The sequence below is a fragment of the Microbacterium sp. NPDC056003 genome (genome assembly GCF_042274785.1).
Lineage (GTDB): Bacteria > Actinomycetota > Actinomycetes > Actinomycetales > Microbacteriaceae > Microbacterium.
This window is the reverse complement of sequence record NZ_JBHJXQ010000002.1, coordinates 382136-399094: the sequence shown is the minus strand read 5'-3', so window position 1 is coordinate 399094 and position 16959 is coordinate 382136. Positions and strand designations below refer to the sequence as shown.

Below are 16959 nucleotides of genomic sequence, written 5' to 3'. Positions count from 1 at the left end.
GCCTACGCTTGAACGGTGCAAGCCACACGTTCCGTGCGCCCCTTCGAGGTCATCAGCGAGTATGAGCCGTCCGGCGACCAGCCGCAGGCGATCGCCGACCTCGCCGCCCGCATCAACGCCGGAGAGACCGACGTCGTGCTGCTCGGCGCGACCGGCACCGGCAAGTCCGCGACGACCGCCTGGCTGATCGAGCAGGTGCAGCGGCCGACACTGGTGCTCGCGCACAACAAGACGCTGGCCGCGCAGCTGGCCAACGAGTTCCGCGAGCTCATGCCGAACAACGCGGTCGAGTACTTCGTCAGCTATTACGACTACTACCAGCCCGAGGCCTACGTCCCGCAGACAGACACCTTCATCGAGAAGGACTCGTCGATCAACGCCGAGGTCGAGCGTCTGCGGCACTCGACGACCAACTCGCTGCTGAGCCGCCGCGACGTGGTCGTGGTCAGCACCGTGTCGTGCATCTACGGACTCGGCTCGCCCGAGGAGTATCTGCGAGCGATGGTGGCGCTGCAGGTGAGCGAGCGCTACGACCGCGACGCACTCATCCGCAAGTTCATCGCGATGCAGTACAACCGCAACGACGTCGACTTCTCGCGCGGCAACTTCCGGGTCCGCGGCGACACGATCGAGATCATCCCGGTCTACGAGGAGTTCGCCGTGCGCATCGAGCTGTTCGGCGATGAGATCGAGGCGATCTACATGCTGCACCCGCTCACGGGCGACGTCATCCAGCGCCTCGACGCGGTGCCGATCTTCCCGGCGACCCACTACGCGGCGGGCACCGAGACGGTGCAGCGGGCGATCGGGACGATCGAGCACGAGCTCGAGCAGCGTCTGAAGGAGCTCGAGTCGCAGAACAAGCTGCTCGAAGCCCAGCGCCTGCGCATGCGCACCACGTTCGACCTCGAGATGCTGCAGCAGCTGGGGTTCTGCTCGGGAATCGAGAACTACTCCCGCCACCTCGACGGGCGCATGCCGGGCGAGCCGCCGCACACGCTGCTCGACTTCTTCCCCGACGACTTCCTCATGGTGATCGACGAGTCGCACGTGACGGTGCCGCAGATCGGGGCGATGTACGAGGGGGATGCCTCGCGCAAGCGCACCCTCGTCGAGCACGGGTTCCGGCTTCCCAGCGCGCTCGACAACCGACCGCTGCGATTCGACGAGTTCAAAGAGCGCGTCGGCCAGACGGTGTACCTCTCCGCCACCCCCGGTCGTTACGAGATGGGGATCGCCGACGGAGTGGTCGAGCAGATCATCCGCCCGACCGGCCTCGTCGACCCGCACATCGTGGTCAAGCCGTCGAAGGGGCAGATCGACGACCTGCTCGAAGAGATCCGGCTGCGTGCGTCGCGCGACGAGCGCGTCCTGGTCACGACGCTGACCAAGAAGATGGCTGAAGAGCTCACCGACTTCCTCGGCGAGCACGGTGTCCGCGTTCGCTATCTGCACTCCGACGTCGACACGCTGCGCCGGGTCGAGCTTCTCAGCGAGCTCCGGGCGGGCATGTACGACGTGCTCGTGGGCATCAACCTCCTGCGTGAAGGACTCGATCTTCCCGAGGTGTCGCTGGTGTCGATCCTCGACGCCGACAAGGAGGGATTCCTGCGCAGCGGCACGTCGCTCATCCAGACGATCGGCCGTGCGGCGCGCAACGTCTCGGGCGAGGTGCACATGTACGCCGACACGGTGACCGACTCGATGCGCAACGCCATCGAAGAGACCGATCGCCGGCGCGAGAAGCAGATCGCGTACAACACCGCGAACGGCATCGATCCGCAGCCGCTGCGCAAGCGGATCGCCGACATCACCGACGCGCTCGCGCGCGAGGCATCCGACACCGATGCGATGCTCTCGCGCAAGACGTCGGCGAAGCTCAAGTCGGGCAAGGGCAAGGCTCCGACGCCTCAGCTGCGGCGCGAGGGCATCGCGGCCGAAGGGGCCGAGCAGCTGGAGGCGACCATCGCCGACCTCAGCGGTCAGATGCTCGCGGCGGCGGGTGAGCTCAAGTTCGAGCTGGCGGCGCGGCTGCGTGACGAGGTGCAAGACCTGAAGAAAGAGCTCCGGGCGATGGAGCGCGCAGGGCACGCGTAGCCGACGGAGGCGGCGGCTGGAGCGTGACCGCCGTCAGGGGCAGTGCATGAGCGGCTTGGGTCCGCTGCGGTCGAAGGTGTGCTGCGTGATCGGCGCGCCGCACAGCGGGCACGCCCGCTCGGCGCGCTCGGCGGCGGACGGCGGGGGAGCGGTCTCGTACGGACCGACGGCAGCCGGACCCGCCAGCCGGATCAGCCTCGTGTTGAGGAAGGAGTACCAGCCGCCGGCCTCGCGCACGCGGTCTCGCAGCGGAGGTCGTTCGGCCGAGGCATCCGTATCGCTCATATGATTAGTGTACTAACGATCAGACCCTGGAGGATCCGGCCGTGAGCGAATATTCGTGGAGCCCCGACGAGCTGCTCAAGCTCGACAACCAGGTGTGCTTCGCTCTGGTGACGGCGGCGCGCAATGTGGTGGCGATCTACCGGCCGATCCTCGAGCCTCTCGGGCTCACGCATCCGCAGTACCTCGTGATGCTGACACTGTGGGAGCGCTCACCCCGATCGCTGCGCGACCTCGCAGACGAACTCGCGCTCGAGCCGGCGACCCTCTCGCCGCTGGTGAAGCGTCTGGAGTCGCAGGGCCTGGTGTCGAAGTCGCGGCGCGACGGCGATGAGCGGGTGCTCGACGTCCGGCTGACCGCAGAGGGGGTCGCGCTGCGCGAACGCGCGCTGGCGGTGCCCTCCCAGGTGATGGCGAGTGTGGGAACGGATGCCGCGTCCCTGCTGTCGCTGCGCGACGCCCTCGCGCCGTTCTCGGGCTCGCGGAACCGCCAGATCACGGGTGGGTGAAATCTTCTCACCCCTCTGGTCGTCCGGCCGATCGGAACTTAGGCTCAGGAGCGGCGTCCCGACCGCGGTGAACCTGCGTACCGGATGCCGGAAACACCGTTGTTCCGATCCAGCACAGAGGAAGCCACCCATGCGCACAAGGTCCCACCAAGACCGCCCCGTCCCACGGCGCCGTCGTCTCACCGCAACCGCCGCCCTCGGCGTCGTCGCCCTCGGAGCGGGCGTCCTCGTCGCCGCTCCCGCCGCACAGGCCGCCGACCCGGTCTCGATCAATCTCGTCACCGTGAACGACTTCCACGGACGCATCGAGCAGGTGGCCCCTTCAGGCGGAGTCGCCGCGCTCGCGCAGGCCGTGAACCAGGTGCGCACCTCCAACCCGAACACCGTGTTCGCCGCCGCCGGCGACTTGATCGGCGCGTCGACCTTCACCTCGTTCATCCAGAACGACGTTCCGACGATCGAGACCCTCAACGAGGCCGGGCTCGAGGTCAGCGCGGCGGGCAACCACGAATTCGACAAGGGCTGGGACGATCTCAAGGGTCGCGTGCAGGATCTCGCCGACTGGGAGTACATCGCCGCCAACGTGTACGAGAAGTCGACCGGACTCCCCGGGCTCGCGGAATCGTGGGTCAAGGAGATGGACGGGATCAACGTCGGCTTCATCGGTGCCGTGACGGAGGAGCTTCCGTCGCTCGTCGCTCCCGCCGGCATCCAGGACGTCGAGGTGCGCGACATCGTCGACAGTGTCAACGCGGTCGCGGACGAGCTGACCGACGGCGATGACGCCAACGGTGAGGCCGACGTGCTGATCCTCCTCATCCACGAGGGCGCGAGCGGCACCTCGTACGCCGCCGCGACGGACCCCGCATCGCCGTTCGGGGCGATCGTCAACGGCGTGACGCCCAAGGTCAACGCGATCGTGTCCGGGCACACGCACCTCGCGTACAACCACCAGGTGCCCTACGGCGGCGACACCGGCATGCGCCCGGTCATCTCGTCGGGCCAGTACGGCGAGAAGTTCAGCAACATGGAGATCCAGGTCGACCCGGACTCCGGCGAGGTGCTGTCGATGACGAACAACGTCGTCGACATGTACTGGGATCACGACAGCAACCCGGCCACGCCGACGGTTCCTCGCTACACCGTTCCGGCCGACGACCCGATCAAGCTCCTGGTCGACGACGCCGTCAAGGCGGCTGACGGGCCCGGGTCGGTCAAGCTCGGCAGCATCACCGCCGACTTCAACCGTGCCAAGCTCGCCGGCGGCGCGGAGAACCGCGGTGGCGAGTCCACCCTCGGCAATTTCGTCGCCGACGCGCAGCTCTGGTCGGCCAAGCGCACGGATCCGGCCACGCAGATCGCGTTCATGAACCCGGGCGGCCTGCGGGCAGACATGACGTTCGCGCCGGACGGCGTGCTGACCTACCGCGAGGCCGCCACGGTCCAGTCGTTCGCGAACACGCTCGTCACACTGTCGCTGACCGGAGACCAGATCCGGCAGGCGCTCGAGCAGCAGTGGCAGCCCGCCGGAGCGTCGCGTCCGTTCCTCAAGCTCGGAATCTCGAAGGGCTTCGAATACGCCTACGACCCGGCGGCCCCGGCGGGGTCGCGCATCGTGCGCATGACCCTCGACAGCGTGGACATCGACCCCGCGGCCTCGTACCGCGTCGTGGCGAACTCGTTCCTCGCGTCGGGCGGAGACAACTTCTTCGCCATTGGGCAGGGGACGGCCAAGCGCGACACCGGACAGGTGGACCTCGAGTCGATGGTCGCGTACATGGCCGAGATCCAGACCGCGACGCCGGACTACGTGCAGCGCTCGGTCGGCGTCACGCTCCCCTCGGCAGGTGAGCGCGGACACGAAGTCGGCACGACCTTCGACCTTCCGCTGGCCTCGCTGGACTTCAGCACGACCGAGCCGCGCGTCGAGACCGTCGACGTGGCGATCGGCGGAAAGCCTGCGGGCTCGGGTGCCGTCACCCTCGCACTGCCGAGCACGCACGGCGAGGGCAGCGGCTCCGCGACCGTCTCGGTCACCGTCCCCGAGGGCATCACGGGGAAGGCGCCGTTCGGCACTCCTGTCGAGGTTCCGCTCACCATCAGCACGGCAACCGGCACGAGCATCGATGTGCCGATCACGGTGTTCGAGCGCGCCGACAGCGCCACCATCGGCCTGCCGAACAAGCTCATCGCCAAGAAGGGCTCCGCTGTGCAGTTCACGACCCTCGTCGTGGCGGAGAAGCGCACCGCGGTGACCGGCGAGGTGACGATCTACGACGGCAAGACGGCGATCGCTACGGCGACGCTCACCGCCGACGACCGCGGTCGTGTCAAGGTCAAGCTCCCCACGCTCGGCCGCGGCGTGCACAAGCTGTCGGTGTCCTACGGCGGCAGTGACAATGTGAAGCCGTCCGAGAGCCCGACGATTCCGCTGCTCGTCTGGTAGTAGCCAGTGAAGGCGGGGTCTCCGAGACCGATGTCGGAGGCCCCGCCTAAACTTGTCTGGTGCCCATCGTTCCTGTCGCCGTGCCCGGAAACACCAGTGGAAAGCTCAGCGTCCGCGGTGCCCGCGTCCACAATCTCAAGAACGTCGACCTCGACATCCCGCGCGACTCGCTCGTCGTGTTCACGGGCCTCTCCGGCTCCGGCAAGTCCAGCCTCGCGTTCGACACCATCTTCGCCGAGGGGCAGCGCCGCTACGTCGAGTCGCTGAGCGCGTACGCCCGTCAGTTCCTCGGTCAGGTCGACCGTCCCGACGTCGACTTCATCGAGGGTCTCAGCCCGGCCGTCTCCATCGATCAGAAGTCGACCAACCGCAACCCGCGCTCGACGGTCGGCACGATCACCGAGATCCACGACTACATGCGTCTGCTGTGGGCGCGCATCGGCGTACCGCACTGTCCCGAGTGCGGCGAGGTCATCCAGCGCCAGACGGTGCAGCAGATCGCCGATCAGCTGATGGAGCTGCCCGAGCGCACCCGGTATCAGATCGTCGCTCCCGTCGTCACCCAGAAGAAGGGCGAGTTCGTCGACCTCTTCAAGGAGCTCTCGGCCAAGGGCTACGCCCGCGCCGTCGTCGACGGCGAGCTGATCCAGCTGGCCGAGCCGCCTGCGCTCAAGAAGAGCTACAAGCACGACATCGCGGTGGTCGTCGACCGCCTCGTGGCGAGCCCCGACATCCTCAGCCGCGTCACCGACTCGGTCGAGACCGCGCTCGGGCTCGCCGGCGGCGTGATGCAGGTGAACTTCGTCGACGCCGAGGGCGACGAGGCATGGCAGTCGTTCTCCGAGAAGCTCGCGTGTCCGAACGGGCATCCGCTGCAGCTCACCGAGATCGAGCCGCGCACGTTCTCGTTCAACGCGCCGTTCGGCGCCTGCCCGGCCTGTTCGGGGCTCGGCACGCGCATGTCGGTCGATGTCGACCTCATGGTCGGCGACGAAGAGCTGTCCATCCGCGAGGGCGTGCTGATCCCGTGGACCACGCAGGGCAAGGGCCTCTTCCAGTACTACGAGCGCCTGCTCGAGGGCTTGGCGAATGATCTCGACTTCTCACTCGACACCCCGTGGCGGATGCTGCGCGCCGAGGTGCGCGAGGCGGTGCTGCGCGGCGAGAACTACAAGGTCACCGTGCGGTGGAAGAACCGCTACGGCCGCGAGATGCGCTACTCCTCTGGCTTCGAGGGCGTGGTGCCCTACATCGAGCGGCAGTACCTCCAGGCCGAGACCGACACGCAGCGCCAGCGGTGGGCCGAGTTCCTGCGCGAGGTGCCGTGCCCCGTCTGCGACGGCGCGCGACTGAAGCCCGAGGTGCTGTCGGTGCTCGTGCACGGACACTCGATCGCGGATGCCTCGCGCCTGAGCCTGGCCGACGCGCAGGCCTTCTTCGCCGGGCTCGAGCTCACCGATCGCGAGGCGAAGATCGGCGCGCAGGTGCTGCGCGAGATCCGTCTCCGTCTCGACTTCCTCATCCAGGTCGGACTCACCTACCTCAATCTCAGCCGCTCGGCAGGGTCTCTCTCCGGCGGCGAGGCGCAGCGCATCCGGCTCGCCACGCAGATCGGGTCGGGCCTCACCGGCGTGCTGTACGTGCTCGACGAGCCGTCGATCGGTCTCCACCAGCGAGACAACCGGCGCCTTATCGAGACGCTCATCACGCTCCGCGATCTGGGCAACACGCTGATCGTCGTCGAGCACGACGAGGAGACCATCCACGCGGCCGACTGGATCGTCGACATCGGCCCCCGCGCCGGCGTCGACGGCGGCGACGTCGTGCACTCCGGCCCGCTCGAGCAGCTGCTCAACGAGAGCGACTCGATCACCGGCGACTACCTCGCGGGCCGTCGCGAGATCCCGACGCCGAAGAAGCGCCGCAAGGTCGACAAGAGCCGCAAGGTGACGGTCGTCGGCGCGCGCGAGAACAACCTGAAGAACGTGACCGTCGACTTCCCGCTCGGGGTGCTGACCGCGGTGACCGGTGTCAGCGGTTCGGGCAAGTCGTCGCTGGTGAACGACATCCTCTACGAAGTGCTCGCCACCCGCCTCAACGGTGCGCGCCGGGTGGCCGGCAAGCACACGCGCGTGACCGGAACCGACGACCTCGACAAGGTCGTGCACGTCGACCAGGGGCCGATCGGTCGCACGCCGCGCTCGAACCCCGCCACCTACACCGGCGTGTTCGACCGGATCCGCACGCTCTTCAGCGAGACGCCCGAGGCGAAGGCGCGCGGCTACCAGCCCGGACGCTTCAGCTTCAACGTCAAGGGCGGCCGGTGCGAGGCGTGCTCGGGTGACGGCACGATCAAGATCGAGATGAACTTCCTCCCCGACGTGTACGTCGACTGCGAGGTGTGCCACGGCAAGCGGTACAACCGCGACACGCTCGCCGTGCACTACAAGGGCAAGAACATCGCCGAGGTGCTCGAGATGCCGATCTCCGAGGCGGCCGAGTTCTTCGAGCCGATCCAGGCGATCCACCGGTACCTGCGCACCCTGGTCGACGTGGGCCTCGGCTACGTGCGCCTCGGTCAGTCGGCGACCACCCTGTCGGGCGGTGAGGCGCAGCGCGTCAAACTGGCGACCGAACTCCAGCGCCGGTCGAACGGGCGCTCCATCTACGTGCTCGACGAGCCGACGACGGGTCTGCACTTCGAAGACGTGCGCCGTCTGCTCGAGGTGCTCGGCGGGCTGGTCGACAAGGGCAACACCGTCATCGTCATCGAGCACAACCTCGACGTCATCAAGAGCGCGGACTGGATCATCGACCTCGGACCCGAGGGCGGCTCCGGCGGCGGCGAGATCGTCGCCACGGGCACGCCGGAGCAGGTCGCGCGCGTCGAGGGCAGCCACACGGGAGCGTTCCTCGCCGAGGTCCTGGGCGGGGCGCAGGCGGTCCGCAAGGCCGGCTGACCCCGATGGCACGATCCGCACCCACGGTCGCATACAAGCCCAAACCGGGTGAGATTCCGACCAATCCCGGCGTGTACCGCTTCCGCGACGCCGATGGACGTGTGCTGTACGTCGGCAAGGCCAAGAACCTGCGCGCCCGCCTGTCGAACTACTTCGCCCCACTGCGCACGCTCCACGAGCGCACCCGGCGGATGGTGACCACGGCGGCATCGGTCGAGTGGACGGTCGTCGCCAGCGACGTGGATTCGCTGCAGCTCGAGTACATGTGGATCAAGGAGTTCGATCCGCCCTTCAACGTGCGCTACCGCGACGACAAGTCGTATCCGTTCATGGCGATCACGCTCGGCGATGAGGCGCCGCGGGTCATCGTGACGCGCAACCGCCGCATCCCCGGTGCGAAGTACTTCGGCCCGTACCCGAAGGTGTGGGCCGTCCACGACACGATCGACCTGATGATCAAGGTCTTCCCCATCCGCACGTGCAGCGACTCGTCGTACAAGAAGGCGATGGCTTCCGGGCGGCCCTGCTTCCCCGGGCAGATCGGACGCTGCGGCGGGCCCTGCTCGATGAAGGTGACGATCGAAGAGCACCGCGCGATCGTCGAGGACTTCGTGGCCTTCATGGCGGGCGGCGACCAGCGCTTCCGCAAGGAGCTCACCGCGCGCATGAAGGAAGCGTCGGCGGCGATGGACTACGAGGCGGCCGCCGTCTACCGGGACCGCCTCCAGGCCATCGATGCGGTGCTCAACAAGAGTGCCCTGGTGCTCGCTGCCGACACCGATGCCGATCTGTTCGGCATCGCCGAGGACGAGCTCGCCGCGACCGTGCAGCACTTCGTCATCCGTGGCGGACGCGTCCGCGGCGTGCGGGCCACGACCATCGAGAAGGAGCTCGACATCACCGGCGGCGACCTCGTCGACCAGGTGCTGCAGCGCACCTACGGCAACGCCGACGGCGCCGACATCCCACGCCAGGTCCTCGTGCCTGCGATGCCCGACGACGCCGACGACCTCGAGCAGTGGCTGCGCGATCGTCGCGGCAAGTCGGTGACGATCCAGGTCGCCCAGCGCGGGCGCAAGGCGGAGCTCATGAAGACCGCGACGCTCAACGCCCAGCAGGCGCTCATGCTGCACAAGACCCGCCGCACGAGCGACTACGTCGCCCGCTCGCAGGCGCTCACCGACCTGCAGGAGGCGCTCGACCTGGCCGAGGCCCCGCTGCGCATCGAGTGCTTCGACGTCTCGCACCTCGGCGGCACGAACGTCGTCGCCTCGATGGTCGTCTTCGAAGACGGCCTGCCGCGCAAAGACCAGTACCGCTCGTTCAAGGTCGAGGAGACCACGGACGACACCGACTCGATCTACCAGGTGCTGCGGCGCCGGCTCGCCTACCTCGATCGTCCCGACGACGACGACGTCCCACCACCCGCCGATGCCACGGCCGACGGCGAGGTCGTCACCGAGCGTCGACGCGCCCGTTTCGCCTATCGACCCCAGCTGCTCGTCGTCGACGGCGGCAAGCCACAGGTCGAAGCCGCAGCGCGCGCACTGCGGGACGCGGGTCACGAGGAGATCGCGCTGTGCGGCATCGCGAAGCGCCTCGAGGAGGTGTGGCTGCCGGGGGAGGAGTACCCGGTGATCCTGCCGCGCACGTCCGAGTCGCTCTACCTCCTGCAGCGGCTGCGAGATGAGGCCCACCGCTTCGCCATCACCCACCAGCGCCGCCGGCGTCGCCGCGACATCCAGAGCGTGCTCGCCGAGGTGCCCGGGCTCGGAGAGGCCCGCATCAAGGCGCTGCTGCGTCACTTCGGCTCGGTCGCGGCTCTGAAGGAGGCGACCCCCGAGCAGATCGCAGAGCTCCCCGGTGTGGGTCCGAAGCTGGCCGCGTCGATCCATGCCCACCTCTCCGCTCGATAGGCTGGGGTGGACGACGGGGGTGGTCATGACCGAGGCAGCGCGCCAGGCCGGTGAGGTGCTGATCGTGACCGGCATGTCCGGCGCCGGTCGGTCGACCGCAGCCAACGCGCTGGAAGACCTCGGCTGGTATGTCGTCGACAACCTCCCGCCGCAGATGCTCAGGCCCCTGCTCGACCTGACCGAACTGGCCGCCGGCGTCCTTCCGAAGGTCGCGGTGGTCGTCGACGTCCGAGGACGCGACCTGTTCTCGGACCTGCCCGATGCGATGCGCGCGCTGCGCGAGCGGCGTCAGATCCGTCTTCTGTTCCTGGACGCCGCCGACGACGTGCTCGTGCGCCGCTTCGAGGCCGTCCGGCGCCCGCACCCGCTGCAGGGCGACGGCACGATCCTCGACGGCATCCGGCTCGAGCGCGAGCGCCTCATGGGCGTGCGCGAGAGCGCGGACGTCATCGTCGACACCTCGACGTACAACATCCACCAGCTCGCGACTCAGGTGAACGACCTCTTCGCCGACGCCGGTGCCGCCCGCCATATCCTCACGATCCTGAGCTTCGGCTTCAAGTACGGACTCCCGCCCGACGCCGACCTCGTCGCCGACATGCGCTTCCTGCCGAATCCGTTCTGGAACGAGACGATGCGCCCGCTCACCGGCGAAGACGACGAGGTGCGCGAGTTCGTGCTCGCGCAGACGGGCGCCGAGGAGTTCATCGACGCGTACGCGACTGCGCTCAAGCCCGTCCTGGCCGGCTATCAGCGCGAGAACAAGCGCCACTCCGTGGTCGCGGTGGGCTGCACCGGGGGCAAGCACCGCTCGGTCGTCATGGCCCGCGAGCTCGCAGACCGCCTGGCCGAGGTGCCGGGAGTCGCGGTGCGTGTGAAGCATCGCGACCTCGGGCGAGAGTAGACCCACCACCAACGGTCCGGCGCGCGGGTAGGCTGGACCGTCGTTCCCCCACCCCGCGAAGAGGAGTCCCGTGTCGCTGACCGCTGACGTGAAGGCCGAGCTGATCACCGTGCGCGACCCGCGCCCCACGGCCCGGGTGGCCGAGCTCACCTCCCTGCTGCGGTTCTCGGGCGGCCTGCACTCGATCGCCAATCGGGTCGCGGTCGAGGCGGAACTCGACTCCGACGTCCTCGCCCGCCGCACAGCGCGCGACCTGATGGAGCTCTACGGCGTGCGCCCGGAGCTCGTCCACGTGCAGGGGTCGGGCGCGCGCGGCGGCAGCCACTACGCGGTCCGGGTCATCGAGGGCGGAGAGACGCTCGCACGTCAGACCGGACTCCTCGACCAGCGCCGCCGCCCCGTCCGCGGCCTGCCCAACAAGCTCACCACCGGCTCGCGCGGCGACCTCGCCGCCATCTGGCGGGGCGCGTTCCTCGCCGCGGGCTCGCTGTCCGAGCCCGGCCGTTCGGCTGCGCTCGAGATCACCTGCCCGTCTCCCGAGGCGGCGATGGCCCTCGTCGGCGCGGCCCACCGGCTCGGCATCGCCGGCAAGGCCCGCGAGGTGCGCGGCGTGCCGCGCGTCGTCGTGCGCGAGGGGGAGGCCATCCGTGCCGCCCTGGCGGCGATGGGCGCTGAGAAGGCGGCCGCCGAGTGGGATCAGCTGCGCCAGCGCCGCGAGGTGCGCGCAGGGGTCAACCGCCTCGTGAACTTCGACGACGCCAACCTGCGGCGCTCCGCCCAGGCGGCAGTCGCCGCGTGCGCCCGCGTGGAGCGTGCGCTCGAGATCCTCGGCGACGAGGTGCCCGACCACCTCCGCGAGGCCGGTGCGCTCCGGCTCGCCCACCGCGACGCGAGTCTCGACGAGCTCGGCCACCACGCCGACCCGCCCCTCACGAAGGACGCCGTCGCCGGCCGCATCCGCCGGCTGCTCGCGATGGCCGACAAGAAGGCCGACGCCGAGGGTCTCCCCGGCACCGAGTCCGCGGTGCCCGCGGGCATCGAGGACTGACGCGCCTCAGCCGATCGGCACCGCCGTGCCCGACACGGTGATGCCGCCCGACTCCGGGATGTCCACGGTCAGCAGACCGGGCCGTCCGACGTGGCGGCCCTGCTCGATGAGCACGCGTGCCGGCGGGGTCACGGCGCCGGTCGCCCGCAGATAGCCGCCGGTCGCGGCTGCGCCGGCGCCGGTCGCGGGGTCCTCGGCGATGACTCCGACCGGGAAGATGTTGCGCGCCTCCCATCGCCCGGTGCCGTGCTCATACAGCACGATGATCGTCGCAGGCCAGCCCTCGGCATCCATCAGCGCGCGCGCCTCGCCGGGATCGAACCTCAGGGAGTCGAAGGCGCCCAGGTCGGCGAGCACGAGGAGCGGATGCCGGTTGCCGGCGAACGCGAGCCGTGGCGGATGCCGCGGGTCGAGGTCGTCCGGCGTGAGACGGGTCAGTGCGAGCAGGGCGTCGCGCGTGGCATCCGGCAGCTCCTCGACCCACGGCTCGACGCTCGTGAACGCCGCCGTGCGGACGCCGGCATCCGTGTGCGTCTCGATGTCGACGCGCCCGACGGGAGTGTCGAAGAGGAAGGGGCCGTCGCCGAGCTCACCGGCCAGCGCGATCGCCGACGCCACAGTCGCGTGGCCGCAGAAGGGCACCTCCGCGACGGGGGAGAAGTAGCGAATGCCGCGCTCCCGGCCGGATCCCATGACGAACGCCGTCTCGGCGTAGCCGACGTCGGCGGCGATCCGCTGCATGCCGGCCTCATCGAGGTCGTCGGCACCGAGGACGACACCGGCGGGGTTACCGCCGCCGGGATCGTCCGAGAACGCCGCCCATCGCTGCACCGTCGCTCCCCTCATGCCGCGATCGTATCGGCGACGTTCGCCGTAGTCCGCGTCATGAAGGGAAGCAACCCCCTCTCCGCCGCGTTGGCCCTCAGTAGGATGAACCCGTCACCCTCGCTGCGCCGGGGAGCCTCGGCGCGCGCCGACAGGAAGAAGAGAACATGGCGAAGTACACCTTGCCCGACCTCCCCTACGACTACGCCGCGCTCGAGCCGCACATCAGCGGCAAGATCATGGAGCTGCACCACAGCAAGCATCACCAGGCGTACGTCACCGGGGCGAACACCGCGCTCGAGCAGCTGGCCGAGGCCCGCGAGACGGGCAACCTGGCGAACGTGAACAAGCTCGAGAAGGACCTCGCGTTCAACCTCGGCGGACATGTCAACCACTCGATCTTCTGGACCAACCTGTCGCCCGAGGGCGGCGGCGAGCCCGAGGGCGAGCTCCGTGCGGCGATCGACGAGTTCTTCGGCGGGTTCGACAAGTTCCAGGCCCACTTCACGGCCGCGGCCACCGGCATCCAGGGCTCCGGCTGGGCGGTGCTGAGCTGGGACCCGATCGGCGAGCAGCTCATCGTCCAGCAGCTGTTCGACCAGCAGAGCAACACCGCGCAGGGCACGATCCCGGTCTTCCAACTCGACATGTGGGAGCACGCGTTCTACCTCGACTACCTCAACGTCAAGGCCGATTACGTCAAGGCGGCATGGAACATCGTCAACTGGCAGAACGTCGCGCAGCGCCTCGACGCCGCCCGGCAGAAGACCTCGGGCCTGCTGGTACTGTCATAGCAGGCGCGGCGTCCCGTCGGGACCGCCCGCCGGGACGCCGTTGTCCTCTGTCTGCATTTCGCACCAACTGCGCACTCGCGCACGACACCTCAGGAGAAACTCCGTGACTGTCAAGATCGGCATCAACGGCTTCGGCCGCATCGGACGCAACTACCTCCGCGCGGCCCTCGCGCAGGGCGCGGACCTCGAAATCGTGGCGGTGAACGACCTCACCGACAACAAGACCCTCGCGCACCTGCTCAAGTACGACTCGGTGGGCGGCGTACTGTCCGAGGACGTCTCGTACACCGCGGACTCGATCACCGTGGGCGACAAGACCATCAAGGTCTTCGAAGAGCGCGACCCCGCCAACCTCCCCTGGGGCGACCTGGGCGTCGACATCGTCATCGAGTCGACCGGCCGCTTCACCAAGGCGGAAGACGCCAAGAAGCACATCGCCGGCGGCGCGAAGAAGGTCCTCATCTCGGCGCCGGCCACCGGTGACGACGTCACGGTCGTCATGGGCGTCAACGAAGGCGACTACGACCCCGAGAACCACGTCATCATCTCGAACGCCTCGTGCACCACCAACTGCCTCGCGCCGCTCGCGCAGGTCTTCAACGACGCCTTCGGCATCGAGCGCGGCTTCATGATGACCGCCCACGCGTACACCGCCGACCAGAACCTCCAGGACGGTCCCCACAGCGACCTGCGTCGCGCGCGCGGCGCGGCGATCAACATCGTCCCCGCGTCGACCGGCGCCGCGAAGGCCATCGGCCGTGTGCTCCCCGAGCTCAACGGCAAGCTGAGCGGTTCGTCGTACCGCGTGCCGGTTCCCACCGGCTCGATCGTCGACCTCACGATCGTCACGCCCACCGAGGGCCTCACGGCCGAGAAGGTGAACGAGGCCTACAAGGCCGCTGCCGCCGACGGCCGTCTGGCCGGCTACCTGCAGTACACCGAGGACCCGATCGTCTCGAGCGACATCCAGGGCAACCCGCACTCGTCGATCTTCGACGCGGAGCTGACCAACGTCAGCGGCAACCTGGTCAAGGTCTCGGCCTGGTACGACAACGAGTGGGGCTACTCGAACCGCCTCGTCGACCTCACCGAGTACGTCGCCGAGAGCCTCTGACACACGATCATGGCTCTGCGCACCCTCGACACCCTGGGTTCGCTGGCCGGCAAGCGCGTCATCGTCCGTGCTGACCTCAACGTCCCCCTCAAGGACGCGGTCATCACGGACGATGGCCGTGTGCGGGCCACGCTTCCCACGCTCAATGCCCTCATCAACGCCGGCGCCCGCGTCGTCGTCTGCTCGCACCTGGGTCGCCCCGACGGCGCGCCCGACGCGAAGTACAGCCTCGCCCCGGTCGCCCAGCGGCTGTCGGAGCTGCTCGGAAAGCCGGTCGCGTTCGCGCGCGACACCGTCGGCGAGTCCGCCCACGAGGCCGTCAGGGCTCTCGAGGACGGCGACGTCGCGGTGATCGAGAACCTCCGCTTCAACCCGGGCGAGACCTCCAAGGACGACGCGGAGCGCCGTGAGTTCGCCGCGCAGCTGGCCGAGCTCGGCGACGCGCTGGTGTCCGACGGCTTCGGCGTGGTCCACCGCAAGCAGGCGTCCGTATACGAGCTCGCGCAGCTCCTGCCCTCGGCCGCAGGCCTGCTGATCGCCGCCGAGCTGGACGTGCTCGACCGGCTCACCGAGAACCCCGAGCGGCCGTACACGGTCGTCCTCGGCGGTTCGAAGGTCAGCGACAAGCTGGGCGTCATCTCGCACCTGCTCCCGCGCGTCGACCGTCTGCTCATCGGCGGCGGCATGCTGTTCACGTTCCTCGCCGCCCAGGGCCACAAGGTGGGCTCGAGTCTGCTCGAGGCCGACCAGCTCGACACCGTCCGCGACTACATGCGCCGGGCCGAGGAGTCGGGCGTCGAACTCGTGCTGCCCACCGACGTCGTCGTCGCCTCGAAGTTCGGCGCCGACGCGGAGTACGTGGTCACGAGCGCCGCGACCATCGAGGACACCGACTTCGGCGCCTCCGGACTCGGTCTCGACATCGGCCCCGAGACGGCGGCGCACTTCGCCGACCTCGTGCGCGACTCGAAGACGGTGTTCTGGAACGGCCCGATGGGCGTGTTCGAGCTCGCACCGTTCGCCGCCGGCACGAAGGCGGTCGCGCAGGCCCTCACCGAAGTCGACGGCCTGTCGGTCGTCGGAGGCGGCGACTCCGCCGCCGCCGTGCGTCAGCTCGGTTTCGCAGACGACCGCTTCGGTCACATCTCGACGGGCGGAGGCGCCAGCCTCGAGTTCCTCGAGGGCAAGAAGCTCCCCGGACTGGAGGTCCTCGGATGGCAGTGACACCCCGCACCCCGCTCATCGCCGGCAACTGGAAGATGAACCTCGACCACCTTCAGGCGGTCGCGTTCGTCCAGAAGCTGCACTGGACGCTCAAGGACGCCAAGCACGAGCACGACTCGGTCGAGGTGGCGGTCTTCCCGCCGTTCACCGACCTGCGCACCGTGCAGACACTCCTCGATGCCGACAAGATCCCGTTCGCGCTCGGCGCGCAGGACATCTCGACGCACGACTCCGGTGCCTACACCGGCGAGGTGTCGGGTGCTTTCCTGGCGAAGCTCGACAACCGGTATGTCATCATCGGCCACTCCGAGCGCCGCGAGTACCACCACGAGGGCGACGAGATCGTCGCCGCCAAGGTGCAGGCCGCACTCAAGCACGGTCTCGTGCCGGTGATCTGCGTCGGGGAGACGGCCGAAGATCTCGAGAAGTTCGGCGCGAGCGCCGTGCCCGTCGGCCAGCTGAAGGCCGCGCTCGAGGGCGTGAAGGCCGACGCCGACATCGTCGTCGCCTACGAGCCCGTCTGGGCGATCGGCTCCGGCCAGGCGGCCACGCCCGAACAGGCGCAGGACGTCTGCGCCAAGCTGCGCGACGTCATCGCGGAGAAGCTGGGGGAGGACGCCGCGGCTCGCACGCGCGTGCTCTACGGCGGATCCGTCAAGGCCGCGAACATCGCGAGCTTCATGCGCGAGCCCGATGTGGACGGTGCGCTGGTCGGCGGCGCGAGCCTCGTCGTCGACGAGTTCGCCGCGATCATCCGGTATCAGAAGCACGTCGGCGTCTGACCGGTATACTCGACCCTTGTGCGATCGGCGACTGATCGCGGCGAAAGGCTTCAACGAC

Annotated in this window: 13 protein-coding genes; 11 read left to right on the top strand and 2 right to left on the bottom strand. The window is 68.9% G+C overall.

Annotated features, from left to right (window positions below):
* Positions 1-15: 15 nt before the first annotated feature.
* Positions 16-2097 (top strand): excinuclease ABC subunit UvrB, encoded by a 2082-nt coding sequence (gene uvrB / locus ACFC1W_RS11205; protein ID WP_375992343.1) that lies wholly within the window; start codon positions 16-18, stop codon positions 2095-2097.
* 33 nt (positions 2098-2130) lie between these two features.
* On the opposite strand, the gene ACFC1W_RS11200 is transcribed toward uvrB, so the two are convergent.
* A complete protein-coding gene (locus ACFC1W_RS11200; protein WP_375992340.1) occupies positions 2131-2382 on the bottom strand; it encodes a hypothetical protein in 252 nt (83 codons plus the stop codon).
* Positions 2383-2423: 41 nt separating this feature from the next.
* Between ACFC1W_RS11200 and ACFC1W_RS11195 the strand changes: the two genes are divergently transcribed.
* From ACFC1W_RS11195 to whiA, 6 genes are all read left to right on the top strand, one after another.
* Positions 2424-2888, top strand: coding sequence for a MarR family winged helix-turn-helix transcriptional regulator (locus ACFC1W_RS11195; RefSeq protein ID WP_375992337.1), 465 nt, complete (start codon positions 2424-2426; stop codon positions 2886-2888).
* A gap of 130 nt (positions 2889-3018) precedes the next feature.
* Positions 3019-5334 carry a 5'-nucleotidase C-terminal domain-containing protein gene (locus tag ACFC1W_RS11190; protein ID WP_375992335.1) on the top strand — a complete coding sequence of 772 codons (2316 nt, stop codon included), beginning with the start codon at positions 3019-3021 and terminating at the stop codon, positions 5332-5334.
* A gap of 59 nt (positions 5335-5393) precedes the next feature.
* On the top strand, positions 5394-8294 hold the full coding sequence (gene uvrA, locus ACFC1W_RS11185; RefSeq protein ID WP_375992332.1) for an excinuclease ABC subunit UvrA: 2901 nt from the start codon (positions 5394-5396) through the stop codon (positions 8292-8294).
* 5 nt (positions 8295-8299) lie between these two features.
* On the top strand, positions 8300-10210 hold the full coding sequence (gene uvrC, locus ACFC1W_RS11180; protein WP_375992329.1) for an excinuclease ABC subunit UvrC: 1911 nt from the start codon (positions 8300-8302) through the stop codon (positions 10208-10210).
* A 25-nt stretch (positions 10211-10235) separates the two neighbouring features.
* Positions 10236-11114, top strand: coding sequence for an RNase adapter RapZ (gene rapZ, locus ACFC1W_RS11175; RefSeq protein WP_375992326.1), 879 nt, complete (start codon positions 10236-10238; stop codon positions 11112-11114).
* 70 nt (positions 11115-11184) lie between these two features.
* On the top strand, positions 11185-12162 hold the full coding sequence (gene whiA / locus ACFC1W_RS11170) for a DNA-binding protein WhiA (RefSeq protein ID WP_375992323.1): 978 nt from the start codon (positions 11185-11187) through the stop codon (positions 12160-12162).
* A gap of 6 nt (positions 12163-12168) precedes the next feature.
* Here the strand turns inward: whiA and ACFC1W_RS11165 are convergent, their stop codons facing one another.
* On the bottom strand, positions 12169-13008 hold the full coding sequence (locus ACFC1W_RS11165; RefSeq protein ID WP_375992321.1) for a PhzF family phenazine biosynthesis protein: 840 nt from the start codon (positions 13006-13008) through the stop codon (positions 12169-12171).
* A 146-nt stretch (positions 13009-13154) separates the two neighbouring features.
* Here ACFC1W_RS11165 and ACFC1W_RS11160 point away from each other — a divergent pair, with 146 nt between their 5' ends.
* The 4 genes from ACFC1W_RS11160 (at position 13155) to tpiA (ending at position 16901) form a co-directional block, all read left to right on the top strand.
* The gene (locus ACFC1W_RS11160; protein ID WP_191766313.1) at positions 13155-13781 is read left to right on the top strand and encodes a superoxide dismutase; all 627 of its coding nucleotides are present in this window, start codon (positions 13155-13157) and stop codon (positions 13779-13781) included.
* 103 nt (positions 13782-13884) lie between these two features.
* A complete protein-coding gene (gene gap, locus ACFC1W_RS11155) occupies positions 13885-14895 on the top strand; it encodes a type I glyceraldehyde-3-phosphate dehydrogenase (protein ID WP_191766314.1) in 1011 nt (336 codons plus the stop codon).
* A gap of 9 nt (positions 14896-14904) precedes the next feature.
* Complete coding sequence (locus ACFC1W_RS11150; RefSeq protein ID WP_375992317.1) at positions 14905-16119, top strand: phosphoglycerate kinase; 1215 nt, start codon at positions 14905-14907, stop codon at positions 16117-16119.
* A complete protein-coding gene (gene tpiA, locus ACFC1W_RS11145) occupies positions 16110-16901 on the top strand; it encodes a triose-phosphate isomerase (RefSeq protein ID WP_375992315.1) in 792 nt (263 codons plus the stop codon). The genes ACFC1W_RS11150 and tpiA overlap by 10 nt, the downstream gene beginning before the upstream one ends.
* The last annotated feature ends 58 nt before the right edge of the window (positions 16902-16959 follow it).